The 17387-nt window shown below is 41.9% G+C and carries 24 protein-coding genes; 20 read left to right on the top strand and 4 right to left on the bottom strand.

Features of this window, described 5'->3' with window-relative positions; genetic code table 11:
• Positions 1-52 precede the first annotated feature (52 nt).
• Complete coding sequence (locus Q7J63_RS18930) at positions 53-895, top strand: transglutaminase-like domain-containing protein (RefSeq protein WP_304888470.1); 843 nt, start codon at positions 53-55, stop codon at positions 893-895.
• A gap of 10 nt (positions 896-905) precedes the next feature.
• Here the strand turns inward: Q7J63_RS18930 and Q7J63_RS18925 are convergent, their stop codons facing one another.
• Both Q7J63_RS18925 and Q7J63_RS18920 read right to left on the bottom strand, forming a co-directional pair.
• Positions 906-1490 carry a redoxin family protein gene (locus Q7J63_RS18925; RefSeq protein ID WP_019599272.1) on the bottom strand — a complete coding sequence of 195 codons (585 nt, stop codon included), beginning with the start codon at positions 1488-1490 and terminating at the stop codon, positions 906-908.
• A 46-nt stretch (positions 1491-1536) separates the two neighbouring features.
• Positions 1537-2166: a 4'-phosphopantetheinyl transferase superfamily protein gene (locus tag Q7J63_RS18920; RefSeq protein WP_304888468.1), complete on the bottom strand. Its 630-nt coding sequence runs from the start codon at positions 2164-2166 to the stop codon at positions 1537-1539.
• 38 nt (positions 2167-2204) lie between these two features.
• Between Q7J63_RS18920 and Q7J63_RS18915 the strand changes: the two genes are divergently transcribed.
• The 6 genes from Q7J63_RS18915 to Q7J63_RS18890 all read left to right on the top strand — a co-directional run bounded on the left by Q7J63_RS18915 (position 2205) and on the right by Q7J63_RS18890 (position 6769).
• Entirely contained in the window at positions 2205-3116 is a 912-nt protein-coding gene (locus Q7J63_RS18915; RefSeq protein WP_019599270.1) for a WD40 repeat domain-containing protein, read from the top strand.
• A gap of 4 nt (positions 3117-3120) precedes the next feature.
• On the top strand, positions 3121-4008 hold the full coding sequence (locus tag Q7J63_RS18910) for a DivIVA domain-containing protein (protein ID WP_304888465.1): 888 nt from the start codon (positions 3121-3123) through the stop codon (positions 4006-4008).
• Positions 4008-4373, top strand: coding sequence for a dihydroneopterin aldolase (gene folB / locus Q7J63_RS18905; RefSeq protein ID WP_019599268.1), 366 nt, complete (start codon positions 4008-4010; stop codon positions 4371-4373). The genes Q7J63_RS18910 and folB overlap by 1 nt, the downstream gene beginning before the upstream one ends.
• On the top strand, positions 4366-5229 hold the full coding sequence (locus tag Q7J63_RS18900) for a ChaN family lipoprotein (RefSeq protein WP_304888463.1): 864 nt from the start codon (positions 4366-4368) through the stop codon (positions 5227-5229). Before folB ends, Q7J63_RS18900 begins: the two co-directional genes overlap by 8 nt.
• Positions 5230-5234: 5 nt before the next feature.
• Positions 5235-5693 (top strand): DUF4268 domain-containing protein, encoded by a 459-nt coding sequence (locus Q7J63_RS18895; protein WP_026333783.1) that lies wholly within the window; start codon positions 5235-5237, stop codon positions 5691-5693.
• A 362-nt stretch (positions 5694-6055) separates the two neighbouring features.
• Positions 6056-6769, top strand: coding sequence for a DUF3784 domain-containing protein (locus tag Q7J63_RS18890; protein WP_304888460.1), 714 nt, complete (start codon positions 6056-6058; stop codon positions 6767-6769).
• A 100-nt stretch (positions 6770-6869) separates the two neighbouring features.
• Here Q7J63_RS18890 and Q7J63_RS18885 read toward each other — a convergent pair whose 3' ends face one another.
• Both Q7J63_RS18885 and Q7J63_RS18880 read right to left on the bottom strand, forming a co-directional pair.
• A complete protein-coding gene (locus Q7J63_RS18885) occupies positions 6870-8279 on the bottom strand; it encodes a Gfo/Idh/MocA family protein (protein ID WP_304888458.1) in 1410 nt (469 codons plus the stop codon).
• A gap of 842 nt (positions 8280-9121) precedes the next feature.
• Positions 9122-9586 (bottom strand): helix-turn-helix transcriptional regulator, encoded by a 465-nt coding sequence (locus Q7J63_RS18880; RefSeq protein WP_304888456.1) that lies wholly within the window; start codon positions 9584-9586, stop codon positions 9122-9124.
• Between the two features lie 87 nt (positions 9587-9673).
• Between Q7J63_RS18880 and Q7J63_RS18875 the strand changes: the two genes are divergently transcribed.
• From Q7J63_RS18875 to Q7J63_RS18815, 13 genes are all read left to right on the top strand, one after another.
• On the top strand, positions 9674-9886 hold the full coding sequence (locus tag Q7J63_RS18875; RefSeq protein WP_304888454.1) for a hypothetical protein: 213 nt from the start codon (positions 9674-9676) through the stop codon (positions 9884-9886).
• Between the two features lie 65 nt (positions 9887-9951).
• Entirely contained in the window at positions 9952-11979 is a 2028-nt protein-coding gene (locus tag Q7J63_RS18870) for a hypothetical protein (RefSeq protein WP_304888453.1), read from the top strand.
• Positions 11980-11981: 2 nt separating this feature from the next.
• Positions 11982-12878 carry an ATP-binding protein gene (locus Q7J63_RS18865; RefSeq protein WP_304888451.1) on the top strand — a complete coding sequence of 299 codons (897 nt, stop codon included), beginning with the start codon at positions 11982-11984 and terminating at the stop codon, positions 12876-12878.
• A 2-nt stretch (positions 12879-12880) separates the two neighbouring features.
• Positions 12881-13519 (top strand): hypothetical protein, encoded by a 639-nt coding sequence (locus Q7J63_RS18860; protein ID WP_304888449.1) that lies wholly within the window; start codon positions 12881-12883, stop codon positions 13517-13519.
• On the top strand, positions 13516-13899 hold the full coding sequence (locus Q7J63_RS18855) for a hypothetical protein (protein WP_304888447.1): 384 nt from the start codon (positions 13516-13518) through the stop codon (positions 13897-13899). Before Q7J63_RS18860 ends, Q7J63_RS18855 begins: the two co-directional genes overlap by 4 nt.
• A 1-nt stretch (position 13900) precedes the next feature.
• Positions 13901-14539, top strand: a complete 639-nt coding sequence (locus Q7J63_RS18850) for a hypothetical protein (protein WP_304888445.1) — start codon at positions 13901-13903, stop codon at positions 14537-14539.
• A 104-nt stretch (positions 14540-14643) separates the two neighbouring features.
• A complete protein-coding gene (locus tag Q7J63_RS18845) occupies positions 14644-15300 on the top strand; it encodes a DUF3164 family protein (RefSeq protein WP_304888443.1) in 657 nt (218 codons plus the stop codon).
• Positions 15297-15827, top strand: coding sequence for a DUF4494 domain-containing protein (locus Q7J63_RS18840; RefSeq protein ID WP_304888441.1), 531 nt, complete (start codon positions 15297-15299; stop codon positions 15825-15827). Before Q7J63_RS18845 ends, Q7J63_RS18840 begins: the two co-directional genes overlap by 4 nt.
• The gene (locus tag Q7J63_RS18835) at positions 15793-16077 is read left to right on the top strand and encodes a hypothetical protein (protein ID WP_304888439.1); all 285 of its coding nucleotides are present in this window, start codon (positions 15793-15795) and stop codon (positions 16075-16077) included. The genes Q7J63_RS18840 and Q7J63_RS18835 overlap by 35 nt, the downstream gene beginning before the upstream one ends.
• The gene (locus Q7J63_RS18830) at positions 16067-16261 is read left to right on the top strand and encodes a hypothetical protein (protein WP_304888437.1); all 195 of its coding nucleotides are present in this window, start codon (positions 16067-16069) and stop codon (positions 16259-16261) included. The genes Q7J63_RS18835 and Q7J63_RS18830 overlap by 11 nt, the downstream gene beginning before the upstream one ends.
• A gap of 53 nt (positions 16262-16314) precedes the next feature.
• Positions 16315-16599: a hypothetical protein gene (locus Q7J63_RS18825; protein ID WP_304888435.1), complete on the top strand. Its 285-nt coding sequence runs from the start codon at positions 16315-16317 to the stop codon at positions 16597-16599.
• Positions 16596-16844 (top strand): HTH domain-containing protein, encoded by a 249-nt coding sequence (locus tag Q7J63_RS18820; RefSeq protein WP_304888433.1) that lies wholly within the window; start codon positions 16596-16598, stop codon positions 16842-16844. The genes Q7J63_RS18825 and Q7J63_RS18820 overlap by 4 nt, the downstream gene beginning before the upstream one ends.
• Positions 16822-17382: a 3'-5' exonuclease gene (locus Q7J63_RS18815; protein WP_304888431.1), complete on the top strand. Its 561-nt coding sequence runs from the start codon at positions 16822-16824 to the stop codon at positions 17380-17382. Before Q7J63_RS18820 ends, Q7J63_RS18815 begins: the two co-directional genes overlap by 23 nt.
• The last annotated feature ends 5 nt before the right edge of the window (positions 17383-17387 follow it).

Below are 17387 nucleotides of genomic sequence, written 5' to 3'. Positions count from 1 at the left end.
AATAAATCGTAAATTGAGCTTGACTGGTAAATCCTTTTTTGGATAAATAGACATGGAAAAAATGTCAGAAAAAGAACTACATGCTCTTGTTTCCCTTTTGGAGGATACAGACCGAGAGGTAAAAAACCATGTGAGGGATAAGCTCATTTCATTGGGACATGAGATTATCCCTTACCTGGAGAAAAAATGGGAGACCAGTTTCAATCCAGAAATCCAGAAAGAAATAGAAGAACTGGTCCATCAACTGCAATTCTCATTGCTTCAGGAAAGATTAAGGGATTGGAAAAACTCACCGGATCAGGATCTCCTTACCGGACTGTGGATCATCAATACGTATCAATATCCGGATTTGGAATTCGATAAAATCAATGCGGAAATGCACCAGTTTTATTTCGAAGTCTGGACGGCTTTCAAAAATGACCTTTTGCCTTATGAACAAGTGAAAATCATCAACAGTGTCTTGTTCAATACACTGAGATTTTCTGCCAATACCAAAAACTTCCATTCACCCGGCAACAGCATGCTCAGCAATGTGATGGAGACGAAAAAGGGGAATCCTATCAGTCTCTGCGCAATCTATCTGTTGGTTGCCCAGAAATTGGGTTTGCCTATATACGGCATCAATCTCCCAAACCTATTTGTCCTGAGCTATAAAACTACTGACACGACCTTTTACATCAATGCTTTCAACAAGGGTTTGGTTTTTAGCCGGCAAGATATCAACAACTATCTGGATCATTTGAAGATCGAGCCACGGGAAGAATATTTTCAGCCCTGCACCAATCTGGATATTATCCAGAGAACGATACGAAACCTGATTGTGGCTTTCAAAAAACTCAATGAGGAGGAAAAGGTGAAGGAAATAGAAGAACTACTGGCCATAATCGAAGCATGATTTCCAGCCTTTAATTCAATCTTCTCACATTACATCCAACTGCCCTGGTAGAGACGGGGCTTGGATTTCTTTTGTTCTGAATGCTGATCAATGCATTTTCAAGGTATTTCACATTTGCATTTGCTGCCATTTGGGGATTGTTGTCAATGGCTCCCCGATAAGCAATGGAAAAACCAGTGGGCCCTGAAGCGATGACGACCGCTTCGGGTAGCTTGGTGATGTTCAGTTGTTTGGTAAGTGACTGATTGTTATCGCTTAGAAAAGGGATGTTGATTTGCTGTGTCTGTGCCCTGGATTTCATGGCCGCTGGATTCTCTTCGGAATCCTGACCGGAATGTGGGTTGACCAAAGCAAAAACAAAACCATCGCCGGAAAATCTCCGATTCAAGTCTAGAATTCTTTCCTCATACAATTTGGAGAAAGGACAGCTTACGGTGGTAAAAATCAGGATTACCGCTTTGGCTTCGGCATGGTTTTGCAAGGCAAAGGTATTTCCGGAAAGCGCATCTGTCAGTGAAAAATCATCTACCTTTTGCCCTTGGCTAAAAGAAAAAGAGAGGAGAAATATAGAAATGAGAAGGGTTAAATTTTTCATAGCTAGGGGATCTAATCCACCGAATTTACGAAATAATCCGCCAAAATCACCAAATGGTATAGGTCAATACCATATCCTTCTCATGTTCCACTTTGACTTGATAAAAATGATCTGAAAAATCGCTTTGATAAACCTTCGCCTTGATGATTTTATCTTCCAATTTGAACGGGAAAAGAAGGATGTTTTCCTTAAGACTGATTCCTTTCTTGCCCTGACATTTATAGATGGACTCCTTCGCAGACCAAGCGATCGTATGAAGTAAAGGATCCGTGCCCAAAAACTTAATTTCCGAATCATCCAAAAATTTAGGGCCAAGTCTGACGATTTTTTCCCGGACAAAATCCATGTCGATCCCCACAGGCATATCTTTATGGAAAATAGCGGCGGCCACTCCCCTGGTATGCGTAAGGGAAACATGTCCAAATCCATCCATGGGTTGGGATTTACCATGTTCATCCTTAAAAAACCCAGGATAAGGCAATGAAATACAATCCAATGCAGCTTTGATCGCAATCCTTGCGCCTTTCCACTCCACTATTTTTTCTGGATGCGAAATATTGGCCAAGGAAAGTTTTTCCCTGAAACTCAAAAATTCGGTTCCGTTTCCTGCGACTTCCTGAATATTATTAATCGCCAAGGCAGATAAAGGCCCAATTTTTTCTATTTTTGCTTGCATAGACCAAATTGCGTTTATTTTGCTTATCACTGCAATATATGTCAAAAATCAAAGTTAATAAACTTCACACACTTACAGGTCATAATGATTGTATTTATGCACTGGTAGAAGGACCTGATCCAAGGTATTTTTACACGGGTTCGGGTGACGGGATGGTGGTGGAATGGGATTTGGAGAATCCAAAAAACGGCAAATTGGTCGCAAAGCTTCCCCACTCCGTTTATGCTTTGGAAGTCGACAAGGAAAAAAACCAATTGTTGGTTGGCCATAATTTCGAAGGAATTCATGTCATTGATTTAAATGAAAACAATGAATTGTGGTCCCTAAAAATCACGGACCATTCCATTTTCGATATTCAGATACATGAAAATGAGATCTTTGTGGGCACAGCAGATGGCATGATCACCGTTTTGGATCGCGAAAAAAGAGCAGTCAAAAAGCACATCAAGGTCAGTCACAAAAGCATTCGGGTATTTTCGGTTGACCCCTTGAGAAATCAACTCGCAGTGGGCTTGAGCGACCATTCCGTGAAAATTTTTGACTTGACCAATCATGCCCTTTTGCATCACTTGGAAAAACATACCAATTCTGTTTTTGCTTTGGGATATGCCCCCGACAAACGTATATTGATCAGCGGAGGAAGAGACGCCCATATTCACATTTGGAATACAGAAACATACACGTTGGACCAATCTGTGGTTGCCCATATGTATGCGATCAATTCCCTTTCCTTTCGCCAAGACGGAAAATATTTCATCACATGCAGCATGGATAAATCCATAAAAATATGGGATTCAGAAAGCTACAAACTCTTGAAAGTAATCGACAAAGCCCGGCACGCTGGACACGGAACCTCCATTAACAAAGTACATTGGAGCACATATAATCAAACCATCATTTCTGTCAGTGATGACAGAAGCATTTCCATTTGGGAACTAGAAGAACTATAAAACCATGAGAATAACGCCATCAGAAATACGCCAAAAAACTTTCGAAAAAAACTTTCGAGGTTATGACAAGGACGAAGTAACCGCCTTTTTGGAAGCCCTTTCCAAAGACTGGGAAAAAATGGAAGAGGAAAAAAAAGAGCTTCAAAGACGTTTGGAAATTAGCGAAACCGAAGGTTCTAACCTCAAGCAAGTGGAAGCATCCCTTTTCAGAACTCTCAAAACCGCAGAGGACACCGGCGCCAGTATCATCGAAGAAGCAAACCATGCTGCCGACCTGATCCTTCAAGAAGCAAACCAAAATGCGGACGCCATGCTCAATGAGGCCCAATCCCAATCCCATAACCTCATAGAAGCCGCTGAAGCAAAAGGACGCGAAATCATGGGTAATCTCAAAGCAGATGTCACTGCAATGGTCAATGGTTATGAATCCTTGATCAACCAAAGAGAATTGACCATCAAAAACCTCAAAAAAATAGCCGAGGATCTCAGCTACAGCATCAGCCAATCTCAGGAGTCGATCAAAAAAATCAAAATTCAGGACCATGCGCGATTGGTGGATGAATTGAGCAAAACAAATGCCTTTTCCATGGCCAAAACAAATGAAATCAAGGAAGAGGAAATGACAAGACATATGCTTTACCCACCCATCGTGGAGACAAATGAAACTGTCTTGATTACTCAGGTAGAGGAGGAAGAATCAATTTCTGTCTCTGAGGATTTTGAGGAGATTTCAGAACCAATTGAAGCCAAGTCGACATTGGAGCCGGAAAAATTCAAGGTGGAAGTGGAAGAAGAAATCATGGAAGAGCAAGAAAAGCCAAGTGCTAAACCAGTTGATGAGGAAAATATCAAGAACCAAAAAGGAGGTTCCTTTTTTGATCAATTTGACTAATGGGAAAAGTATCGCTGGAAGGGATTGAATTCCATGCCTATCACGGAGTATTTGCAGAGGAACAAAAACTTGGAAATAGGTTTACGGTGGACATTCACGTGGAAACTGATTTCAGAAAGGCCATGCTGGAGGATAGTCTTAGGGATACCGTTGACTATGGGAAACTTTACAAAATCGCAAAGTCCCATATGCAGGAGCCGGTGAGACTCTTGGAACATCTTGGCCATCTGATGATCAAAGATATTTTAATCGCCTATCCCAATATTCAAAAAGTAAACATCATTATTAAAAAGCACAATCCCGCTTTGGGAGGTGTTGTGAATTATTCGGTAATAAACGTTTCCTTTCCAGAAGATTATGATTAAAAAGTCGATTTTATTCCTTTTTCTAAACACACTTATTTTGAATGTTTTTGCCCAAATCGTTCCCTACCGGATTTTTGACAAGGAGGGCAAGGAAGTTGGTTTTGAACAAATGGCAGATGCAACGGCTTCGGCAGAAGTGGTCTTTTTTGGGGAACTTCACAACAACAGCTTGGCGCATTGGCTTCAACTGCAGTTGATGAAACATATGCAAAAGGGGGGAAAGGAAATGGTTTTGGCAGGTGAATTTTTTGAAAGAGACGATCAGCTCAATATTGATGAATGGTTTGCCGGCAAAATGACAGACAAAACCTTTGAGGCGGAAGCCAAATTGTGGAACAATTACCTCAGGGATTACAAACCGCTTTTGGTATTGGCGAAGGAAAACAACATCCCCTTTGTGGCAAGTAATGTTCCAAGAAAATATGCCTCCTTGGTCAGCAAGGAAGGATTGGAGGCATTGCACGCTTTATCTGATGAAGGAAAACGTTACATAGCACCATTGCCAATAGAAGTGGACAAAACATTGAAAGGATATGCAGGCATGAAAGACATGATGCATGGCTCGGGAATGAATTTGGATTTTATGATCGAAGCACAAGCAGTCAAAGATGCAACGATGGCCTTTTCCCTGTTTGACTTTTTGGGAAAAGGAAAAAGCATCCTCCACATCAATGGATCCTATCATTCCAACAATTACGAAGGGATCCTTTGGTACCTGAACAAAGCCTATCCCAACACGAAAACAATGACGATCAACACCGTGGAGCAGGAAAATACCGACTCTTTGGATGAAGAAAATAAAATGGCAGCCGATTACACCATCGTCCTGACCACCGATAGCCCAAAAAGTTACTGATCCACATGTATTCACGTACCGAAACCGCAAAAACCAGAGAAGATTTTTGGACTGTATTTGGGCAATACATGAAGCCTGTACCGTCAAGCGAAGGGCTTAGGGTCAATTGGCAGAACTACAAAACCGGTATCAAAAAAATCAATTTCCGAATGAAAGCGGAAAAGGATTTTGTTTCCATTGGCATTGAAATCACACATCCCGATGAGGACTTACAGCAACTTTATTTTGAGCAATTTCAAGAATTCAGAAAACTCTTGACAGCTGAACTTGGGGAAGAATGGGATTGGGAACTCCATGCACAGGATGCGTTTGGGAAAGTCATTTCCCAAATACAAAAAGTCAAAAAAGGGGTGAACATTATGGATCAAAAGGATTGGCCTGAGATCATCTCGTTTTTGAAACCACGAATCATTGCCCTGGACGCTTTTTGGGGAAATATCAAACCTGCTTTTGAGGATTTTTAATACCTCTTAGCGTGTTTCCTGTCTTCGACGCAGGAACTTAGACATTTAGGTTAAGAGCAATTTGCAGTTGTAAACGAAATGACAAATATATTTGGACACTGTTTTTTTTAAAACATTTTTTAATCTAACGTAACCTGTTGAGATTTCAATTTTTCAGAAAATCATCGCAATTTCTTCCATGATAGCATCAATACTCTTCACAGAATGGATGATAATACTGACCTTTAATGCCTTCAAAGTTCCCGCAAATCTTAAAGGTCTGAAACTCATATTGGCATTTAGCACGGTAATAATTTATTATATTAATGGTAATATTAAGCTACTTATCTAAACACCTATTTTTTGACTAATAAACTAAAAATATGATAGCACTATATATTGGATTGTTATTAATTGGGATAGGATTTTTGGTGAAAGCATTTCCAAATCTGATATCAGGGTACAACACGATGTCGCAGAAACAGAAAGAAAAAGTGGATATAGTACGCTTATCTACTTTTATGCGGAATGGATTTGTTGTGATGGGCTTGCTTGTGATTTTTGGATATCATGCTTTGAAGTTGATAGGTAAGCATGCGCTTTTAGGGTATTTTATTCCAGGAGTGATTTTGACAGCGGTGATTTTTTTGGTTTTTAAAGCAAAGAAATTCGATCAAAACGAAGGAAATATGGTAAAATCTAAGTTGAAAAATTTAATCGGGATAATAGTAATCACTTTGGTTGCTGTGATGATAGTATATGGGATCATTCCATCCAAGTTTGAGCTTAGCGATGACAGGGTGATATTTTCAGGAATGTATGGTACAGAGATAGAAAAATTTAATGTAGAAACAGTTTCTTTGATCAACAAAATGCCTCCAATCAAAGCCCGAACAAATGGCTTGGGTTTAGGACCTATCCGAAAGGGTTTTTTTAGTATAGAAGATCAAGGGAAGTGCCGCCTGCTTCTGCATAGTTTCCAAGGGCCTTTTGTTAAGATCAGTACCAAAGATCAAGGGACGATTTTTGTGAATTTTAAAGATCAAGCAAAGACAGAATTGGTCTATACTGAAATAATGGCGTTAAATGAATTATAGGGGATAAAATAAATCTAACTGGAAAAACTAAATGCACTAACTGTCTATGTGGTAAATTCAGACCTTTGAGGTTAAAAGAAAACCTCAAAGGTCAAAATACCTATACGATCACCTTAGTCGTGCCCCCACCCTTCAGCGTAATCTCCACTGGTTTGTTGTTTTTCCAGCTGCCTCCGGTAAAATCCGGAACATCGATCGAATTGGAGCGATGGGAAACGGACCATTCACTCAAAGGGGAAACCGCCGACCAAAGTGCAGCGTCGTACACATCCTGATCCAATGGAAGCCCGTTTCTTAGGCAATCGATCAATCTCCAATCCATCATAAAGTCCATGCCTCCATGTCCTCCGATTTGTTTGGCCAACTCCCCCACTTTTTTGACGATTTCAGGGGTGTATTTTTCTTCCAGAATTTTCATTTCCCCTTCTGTTATCCAGCCATGGCCTTGGGCAATATTTTGTGATGGATATTTTTGGGCAAAAGCTTTGGTCCCACTGATGGAATGTAATCTGGAATAAGGTCTTGGAGAAGTGACATCATGTTGGATCATGATGGACTTTCCCTTCTTGGTTTTCACGATTGTGGTATTCATGTTGCCGCCATATTTCTTCTCAGCAAAAGACCCGAAGAAGGGGTCTGTCTCGGCCAATTCCCTGGCTTTTGCAGCCATGTGAAAATCATTGCTCGACAAGGACGTCAGATAATCCATTTGGTCCCCCCTATTGATGTCCATGATTTGGCAAATCGGACCCAAGCCATGCGTGGCATAGAGATTCCCATCCCGGTAGTTTTCTTTGAGTCGCCACATGTCCTGGTATCCACCCTCGCTATCTTTCTTGAAATTCAACCACAGCAAATCATGAATATAGGCTCCTTCTGTATGGATGATCTCTCCAAAAAACCCATCACGTGCCATCCCCAAAGTCATCAGTTCAAAAAAATCATAACAGCAGTTTTCCAATTGCATGCAGTGCTTTTTGGTTCGCTCAGAAGTCTCCACAAGCTGCCAGCATTCCTCTAATGTCTTGGCGGCTGGCACTTCTATGGCCGTATGCTTTCCCGCTTCCATGGCATAAACGGCCATCGGAGTATGCCAATCCCAAGGTGTTGCGATATAAATCAGGTCAAGATCTTGTCTATCGATCATCTTCTTCCAAGCATACACGGATCCAGAATATCCTTCAGGCTGGTGCTTGGAGCCTTCAAGCTTCTTTTTCATCTTGTCCACCCGATCAGGAATCAAGTCACAAAGCGCTTTGATTTCCACCCCTTCAATTTTACTCAAGCGGTCTACGGCACCCGGACCACGCTGCCCCAATCCAATGATTCCAATTCTTACTGTAGGAATTTTCGGCGCAGCATACCCCGACATATTAAAAAGCTGGGAATGGGTTCTTTGACTTTGAAAGAGAATTTGCTCGGGCGTTTCCGCTTGGGCGAAATTTGGCAAAGCCGATCCTACCAATCCTAGACCTGCAAGCTTGATAAAATCTCTACGGTTATTGCTCATGTTCATTTGGGGCTTAATCATTGATTGAGATAATAAAATTTCAATTTAGGATTTATTCTTTTTTGTCAAATGACCATTGGTGAAATTTGGTAAAAAATGCCACAAAAAAAGCAATCCAATAGGGATTGCTTCATGTTTTTGACAAAATTCAATTTGGGAAGACCAAACCATAGCGGAAAATCTGCGAAATGTACCAATTGCATCATCCAATGAAGTGAATCCAACCATCCGGAAAGATGTGGTCTGCATGGCACATGTATGGGGCACAAATCAAAACGATACTAAACGGTAAAACGGTTTTTTTCATAGAATAGGCCTCTAAGGGTATAAAACGGCATTTTTTAACGGTTTAAACATAAACGGCAAATAAATCAAAACGTCCTTACCTACCATCCTTTACCATTCTACTGGTATTGGATGGATCGAATATAGGGATAATACCTAACCCTCTACCATTACAGGCCTAGAAACGGCCTTTAATTGATTATTAAACGGGTTTTCATTTCAAATTAACGGTTTAAAATGGCATTCCGGGGATTGGTTTCCCCTGGGAAAAGTGTGTGGTTTTTTGAGGGGAGATTTTGGCGATAGTGGCTTTAGGGGGTCTTATAGGGGGCCAAATAGGGGGCCAAAAAAGGGTAAAAAACAGGGTTTGAAATTGCCCTTAGTAACGTTTTTAGATATAAAAAGGCACAAATATAATACATTCAATACCCCTTATGCCCATAATTAAAAAAAAGTGATTTTTCATAAGGCGTTAAAAATCAGATGTTTAAATATAAAAAAGCGGGAAAAAGTCTTTTTTATGTGTGTGTGTGGGGTTTTACACCATTTAATTATCACTAAAAGGCACTAGGGTCATCCTTATGAACCCTGTGCCTACTTTTTACGGCTATGATCTCTTTTAGGGCTTCAATCGTCTCCTTTTGAGATTTTATTGTTTGTTCCTGGGCTTCTATGGCTCGGTGAAGTGCCTGGATAGTCCTTTCCTGATTTGTAAATAATATTGAGTGTTTTTCTGATAAAAACGGGGTCTCCTCTTTTTTCTGGTATTTCTCCTCGGACTCCTGGACCATAAAAGTATTGACTTCAGCAGATCTGTATGTAGAAAGGTCTTTTTCCATCAGATCATTAAAGGCAATGTGAAAATGATTCACAATTTTGTGCATCGTGTGCACGCTGGGAACAGTTCCCCTTTCGTAACTCATTATCTGATCCCTTGAAACACCGCAAATGGCTCCCATCTCCGCCTGTGTCAGATTATTTATGATACGTAAGTGTTTGATATTGAATCTTAACTTATCCATATGTGTAAAAAATTCACAATTAAATTTGTAGATGTGAATTTAATTCACATCATTTGTAAGAGTAATCACAAATGTAATATAAAGTATATGAAATACAAGAAAGCCGAAGGCACCCGATACCCGGAAAATCTCAAATGGAGGATCAGACTCTTTGCGGCTGGGATTTCAGTCAAGGATATGGCTATGGAACTGGGAATTGCAAGAGAAACCCTAAGCCGAACCTTAAAAGGGCACTACAAAGGGGACAACATCATCCCGAAAGTGGAAGAAGCATTGAAAGCGAAAGAAAACAGCATTTAGGATCAAACATTCCAAAAATCATGCAGACACCTTACACAATTCACAATAACAAAATCGGAATCCGAATGAGCTATCTCCTTTCCGATGTGGAAAAGAGAAATCACAACAGCCTGGACTTGATCTCTTATGAAGCGCTTAAGAGTCGATTAAAAAGGCATGAAGCGCTTAAGCTTAAATCTGGAAAAGGTCCAGGCAACGAGACCTTGCTATGCTGGGCAAGCATGCCCTTGGAATGGAAGGCGGTCTGTCGTGAAAAACTTGGAAACCCTGAATCTGATTACAATCCTCTTCAAAAGTACTTCCAGATCAGCGCTGAGGCGAAAGTGTTCTATGACAATTTTCAATTTGAGAATGACGAATACCTTACCCAGGAGCAAAAAGCAAAATACACGGTAAATGCATCGGTATTAGAGGCTGTATCGAAATTGAAAGCTGATCGATCTGCACAGCGCAAAAGCAGAGGAGGCAATGTCTATGGCCTTTGGGATTGTGTCACAGCGGATGTGGTGACTTTTCAGGATCATTTGAAAAAGCTGGGATGTGTGGCACATACGCTTCCATCTTCTGTAAAACGTCTCAAGTTGAGATTTGACAATTTCGCAAAGTTCAAATATGACTCTCTCATCGATGGGAGGAACAACAACAACAATGCGCAGGTGGTCACTCCTCAGATGCTTTCGCTTTGGCAGAGCATTTTTGCCGGGCAAAAGAACAGGAAGCCGACCTATATAGAGGTATCCCTTCGCTATAATTCATTTCTGGCAGGTGACCTTGAAATCATCAACAATGAAAGCGGTGAGCTTTTCTCCCCTGAAAATGAGGAGTACAGAACTGCATCCGAATCCACAGTCTATGCCTACCAATCTTCCTGGGCACAAAAATCGGTTTCTCACTCCTTGAGAAGCGGTGACAGACAAAAGTTCAAAGCCGCTTATGAGCCTTGGCACCGATTGGAGCAACCGAAATTTGCAGGATCCATCATTTCAATTGATGATAGGCAACCGCCATTTGAGTATGCAACCGGAAAAAGGATGTGGTTTTACAACGGCATCGACCTTGGCTCCGAAGCTTTCACCACTTGGGTTTGGGGTGACACAAAGGAAGGGATCATCTTGGAGTTTTACCGCCAGATGGCCCGGAACTACAGCGCTTGGGGTTTGAACCTGCCTTATGAGCTTGAATGTGAAATGTCCCTCAACAGTACTTTTCGGGACAACCTCCTGCAAAACGGAGCCATGTTCCAAAGGGTCAGAATCGAGGCCAACAACGCAAGGGGAAAGAGAATCGAGGCTTATTATCGTCAACTGAGGTACAATTTCGAAAAAGACGAGGATGGATGGTTGGCAAGGCCTTTCTCACTCAGCGAAAGCAATCAGAAGGGGACAGGGAAAGTACTTCAGCTTCCAAAAGACCAGATCATTCAAAAAGCCTTAAGAGCAATCGAAAGGTGGAATAATACTCCTCACTCTAATCAGGAGCTTTTCCCCGGCATGACTCGCTGGGATGTGTTCATGGACCGCCAGCATCCGGAGCTCACTCCAACCAACTGGGCGGGGATCCTTCCATACATCGGATATGAGCAAAAGACCTCCATGAATCTGGGTAGGATCATTTTACAAGGCAAACATCGGGTTGTGGGATTTGATGGGGAGGTCGCACTTGGAGAAAGACTGATCGGAATTATGAAGCGGATCGAAGGCAAGGAAGTACTGGTAAACTGGCTGGATGATGACAATGGTCAGGTGCTCAAATCCCTGGTGTATGACATGCAGGGAAACATGGTCTGTGAACTACTCGGTGACCTTGGCTACAACAGATCCTTCCTTGAGAGATCAGAGGATGACGAAAAGAACCGAGAGATAATGAGCGCTTATGCTGCCACGGTCCAAGGCTACATCAACAAAAATTCCAAAACGATTGAATCGGTGACCTTGGTCGAAAAGCAAAAAGAAACCAACAAGCGCTTTGTCATGCCGGGACTCGAAAAATACGAATCCAGCGAATCACCTGCCGAGGTACTTCCTTCAGAGGAGCAAACACCAGATCAGATTTACACAAGAAAATTCAACTCATCCACAGCATCAAGATTTTAATTATGAACCTAACAACAGAATTCAAACAATTGGTCATCGAAGAGATGAAAGCGGTCAGGAGCCGATACAGCGGCACCGATGCGGCATTTGCAAAGCAATGGGACATGAACTCCTCAGTATGGAGTAGAATCAAGAACGGAGAGCTGGATGGTCTACTGAAGGATTCGCAATGGCTCAATATCGGTCGAGAACTGAATGTCAATATCAACAACCGCAAATGGAACATGGCGAAGACAGAAGTTTTCGAAGCGATCAAAGCGGATGTGATTTTTTGCCAAGAAAATGGGAAGGGAATTATCCTAGTGGATGACTGCGCCATCGGGAAGACTTTTGCCGGGAAATATCTTTCCAAGACCCTGAACAACTGCTTTTATATCGACGGGAGCCAGTGCAAAACGAAATCCCTATTCATCAGGGCATTTGCTAAAGCAATCGGGATTGATTCACTGGGCAAAATCGCTGAGGTGAAGGCAAACATTAAATACTACCTCAAAATGCTTCCACAACCGATGATCATTTTGGATGAAGCCGGAGATCTTGAATACACTGCTTTTTTGGAACTGAAGGAATTTTGGAATGCTACCGAGGGAGTATGTGGATGGTATCTGATGGGAGCCGACGGCTTGCGCTCTAAGATAGAAAGAGGAATCAACAGCCGGAAGGTAGGATATCGGGAACTGCTCAGTCGATACAGTGACAAGTTCATGAAGATCATTCCAACCGACCGGACAGAGCGACTGGCATTCTACAGGAAGATGGTATCAGATGTATTATCGGTCAATATCACCAACAAAACAAAGCTTCCAGGGCTGGTAAACAAATGCCTTGCTTCTGATGCCTCGGGCGATATCGGAGGGCTTAGAAGGGCTGAAACCTTACTCATCCTCGAAAAAGCCTAAGGATGTCTGGAGAGCGAATTTTAAAAAGAGCCCTCAGCGTAGATGACATCCTTTCAAAGAGTTTTGAGCTCCTGGAATTTGAGGAGCAATGGCACCAGGCTTTTGGTCATCCCGAAAACAAAGGGATCTGGTTCATCTGGGGGAATTCGGGAAACGGCAAAACCTCATTTATGCTTCAGCTCTGCAAGGAGCTTAGCAGATTCGGGAGAATAGTCATCAACAGCCTTGAGGAAGGCAGCGGACACACGGTCCAGAAAGCATTTGAAAGAGAAGGAATGTCAGCACTGAAAAGGAGGCTAATCCTCACATCGGAATCGATGGAAGATTTTGACTCTCGGCTGAGCAAAAGGAAAAGCCCTGAAATAGCAGTAATAGACAGCTTCCAATATACGGGATTGTCTTTTCGTGACTTTCTGGCATTCAAAAAGAAGCATCCGGACAAGCTGCTGATTTTCATCAGCCAGGCGGATGGGAAAAAGCCCATGGGAAGGGCTGCGGTATCGGTGATGTATGATGCATCGCTGAAAATATGGGTCGAAGGGTACAAAGCTTTTTCGAAGGGTCGGTACATAGGACCAAACGGGGGCACATACACAATCTATGAAGAAGGGGCCGCCCTCTATCACGGGACAGGAACATGAGACAGGCAACAAAACAAAATTCTCACATAGGCACTATCCGAAGGATACACACGCATGACATGGCAAGGGTCATGCACTGCCTGAAATGGACGCAACAGGAGTACTGTGATTTCCAATTTTTCCAGTACTGCGCTTTTGTCGATACGCTTACTGAAGGATGGGCAAAGGTACGGGAAGAGATTCTTTACAGCCCAGTATTCCGGGGATTTTGGAATTCGGAATGGGCAAAAAGGGATGCAGAGGAGTTCTTGGAATTTGCGATGGATATCCAGGACAGAGACTACGTGACTTCTGAGTACTTATTCATTCACGATCACAAGAGGCTTTTGGATGAAGATGAATTTATGAATCGATACAGTCACTTACTCAAATTAATCTGATATGCTCGCACCTAATGAAGTAATACAAATAGTCGCTGATCACTATGAAGTGACCGCTGATGAAATCAAAGGAGAATCCAGAAAAAGCAAAGTAAACCTCGCAAGGAAAATGGTTTGCTTAGCCCTTAAGGATATTCCTAGAACAGATATAATCAATCTTCTGAATAAGTCTTACTGCCTGATCAATTATCACATACATAACATGCAATATCAGGTCGATCAATATGAGCACATCAAACAATCTTATGAATACATCAAATCCAAAATCCACAATCAAATGGCGGTAAAACTTACCCTTTCCCAGCTCAAAAGCCTTCATGATATATTGAACCATTCCCTTTCGAAGGACACGAAAAACAATGGGGAAACCCTCATTTCCCTGCACATCGATGATATCAACGAGACGGTCAGAAAGCGGATCCGAAACGGTAAAGCCAATATCAATTTTGAGGCAAAACAACAGTATGCATTTATCATCTGGTACGAACAAAACGCCCTTAAATATAGAAACACCAATCCCCATGGGTATATGACACTTGTGGACATTATCAATCAATTAAAACCAGAATATGCAAAAATCACCTCAGGAAATTCAGCAAGAAATCAATTGCCTCTATCAAGAGGTGGACAGTACGAATGACCCCGACTTGATCCGGTCATACGGAAAGAAGATCGTGGATCTGGAAGTACAGCTCCAAAAAGAAAATGCAAAAATCAAATCAAACAATTCAAAAACAAATCAAAATGCAAGCAGAGATTGAAAACAAGACTATCGCAGAACTAAGCGACGACGAATTAAAAGCCTTCTTGAAAGAGCGTGAAAAGAAAGCCCGCAACGAAAAGGCGAAAAAGGAAAAGGACTATCAGCTTAAGAAAAACCAGCTGGTAAGGGAACTGGTGCACAAAGCCCAGGGACTACAGGATATCCTGAAGGAATTCAAAGACCAGGGATACAAAGACCTCAAAAACTTCTACGAAATCATGCAGGAGCATGGCAACGTGAAGTCTGGGCACAAAGGAAACTTTATGCTGAAGAGTGACAACGGGGATTTCAAGGTAGAATTCTGCAACCATGTCAACAAAGAATTTGACGAAAGGGCAGAAATGGCAGCGGATAACCTGAACACCTTCTTGGAGACATTCATGAAGAAAAAGGACTTGGTTTCCTACGAATACATCAAGGGTCTTTCAGAAAAAAAGAATGACAAGTTTGATGTGAATCTAGTCGGTCGGCTTTTCAAAATGGAAGACAAATTTGATGATCCTCATTGGAAGAAGGCTATCGAGCTTTTTAAGGCTTCCTACACTGAGGTCGACACGACCCAGTACATCAGGTTCTTTGTCCGGAATGAACAGAATGGCCAGTATGAAAACATCAACCTAAACTTTGCATCAGTATGAGAACATGGTTCCAGTGCAGCGTCAAGTACGCAAAAGAAAATGAGCAAGGGATGCTCAAAACGGTCAGTGAAAAGTACCTGGTGGATGCGGTATCCTTTACCGAAGCGGAAGCAAGACTCTATGAAGTCCTTGGCTCAGTGATCAGGGGAGATTTCCAAGTCACTACAGTGGCTAAGTCCAATATCGTGGATGTCTTCTACTATGAGGATACCGATGTCTGGTACCAGTGCAAGATTGTCTATTTCGTGGTTGACAGCAATAGTGGCAAGGAAATAAAAGTCACGCAGTTCATGCTGGTTACTGCTGACAATGTCAGGGATGCATACGACAGGATATTTGAAAGCCTGAGCAACATGCTGGTGACCTTCAGGGTGCCAGAGATCAAGGAAACGGCAATTATGGAGATTTTCCCATACGAAAAGGAGGATGAGGAATTATTGCCCGCTCCGGGTGACAATCTTATACCGGTGGGTAAGCATAAAGTTTGGCAGGATGATGAAAACGGAGAGGAGGATGAAGATGCCTAAGAAAGAGAAAAGAGTGGATTTCATGCCTATTGAGGAAGCTATTAGAATCACAAAAGATCTTTTGTCGGATCATCTTTATGCTTCTCAAAGAGTCAGAAGCCCTAAGGCAAAAAGATTACATGAAACGAATATTAGTTTTTGGGGATCAGTTTCATACCACCTTTCCTTAATCAATAACCTTACTGAAGATGAATTTTCAGAAATCGAAGAAAAGTATAAATCAAAAAAGGAGGAAAACCATGAAAATTAAAGTAATCATGATCGTATTGCTGCTGTCATTTCTGGCACCGCAGCTTCAGGCCGAAGAGTGGCCTTGGAAAAGGAAAAGAAGCGGGACATCCTGGGTAAAGAAGTCCAATAAGGATGCCCAAAAAGGATCAAATAAAACGCTCAAAATGGCCAGAAAGATTCAAAAAAAGTACGGCAACAAATAATCAAAATCAATCTCAACCCGCCCGGCTAACCACCGGGCATTATCCCCACTAAAATGATTTCACTAACATCAATTGTCCTGCTCACTATTACTTATTTGCTTTTCATGTCACTGCTGGTATGTCTCGGTATTATGGTCGGTAAGCTTATCGGAAAGGGAATGATAGAACAACAGCTCCTGGACTATGCTAAAAAGCATCCAAGCCCTGAAATTTTCCATTTTTCACAGTCTGTTTTTCCCGAAAAGCAAGCCCTTTACCTTGATCCATTTGGAGAAAAAGAGAGCCTGAATAAACCTAAATTCTCCGATTCCTTAAGGGACTGGAATGGATTTTTATGAAAAACGACTTCACTAATTTCCTTCGCTTTGTGAAGATCGTGGACCTCCTTAATGAGCCCAGTTCTGTACACAAGATCAGCAATGAAATGGGGGTAGACAATAGGAGTGTCTACCGATACCTTGTAGAACTGAAACAACAAGGATTCAAGATCGAACGGGACGGATACAAATACAAAATCATCGAAGCCTCACAGGACTTCAAAAACGCAATCAACAATCTAAATGGAAAACTTAAAACGCTATAACAACTTGATGCTGGACATTGAGACACTTTCAACAGGGGCAAATGCCGTCATCCTCAGCATCGCCGCAGTTCCTTTCAATCTCGGATCAACAGAATTGGGTCCTGCATTTCATCAAAACATCAATGTGCAAAGCTCTCTCGATGCAGGAGCGAAAATAGATGGGGACACTCTTGTCTGGTGGATCACAAAAAACCACCAAACCTTTAAAAACAACCTGAAGGATCCAAAGCACATCACCACAGTTTTGATGGAGTTTTGGGCATTTATAAAGAATGAATGCGATCTAGAATGTAAGGTGTATGGCAAAGGTCCCTCCTTTGACAATAAGCTGGTATCGGATGCTTATAGGCTATGTGTAATGAATCTGCCTTGGAAATACTACAATGAAAGATGTGTGAGAACCTACCTCGACGGATGGGAGCACCTGGTATCAGAAAACGTCCCATTTGAGGGAGAGGAACACGATCCCCTGGCGGATGTGCTGCATCAGATCCAATCCATGCAGTATGTGTACGACCATAACCACATGATCCCATAATTTTT

The sequence above is a fragment of the Rhodonellum sp. genome (assembly GCF_030656585.1).
GTDB lineage: Bacteria > Bacteroidota > Bacteroidia > Cytophagales > Cyclobacteriaceae > Rhodonellum > Rhodonellum psychrophilum.
The sequence above is the reverse complement of the archived record's forward strand: the minus strand, read 5'-3'. Positions and strand labels throughout refer to the sequence as shown.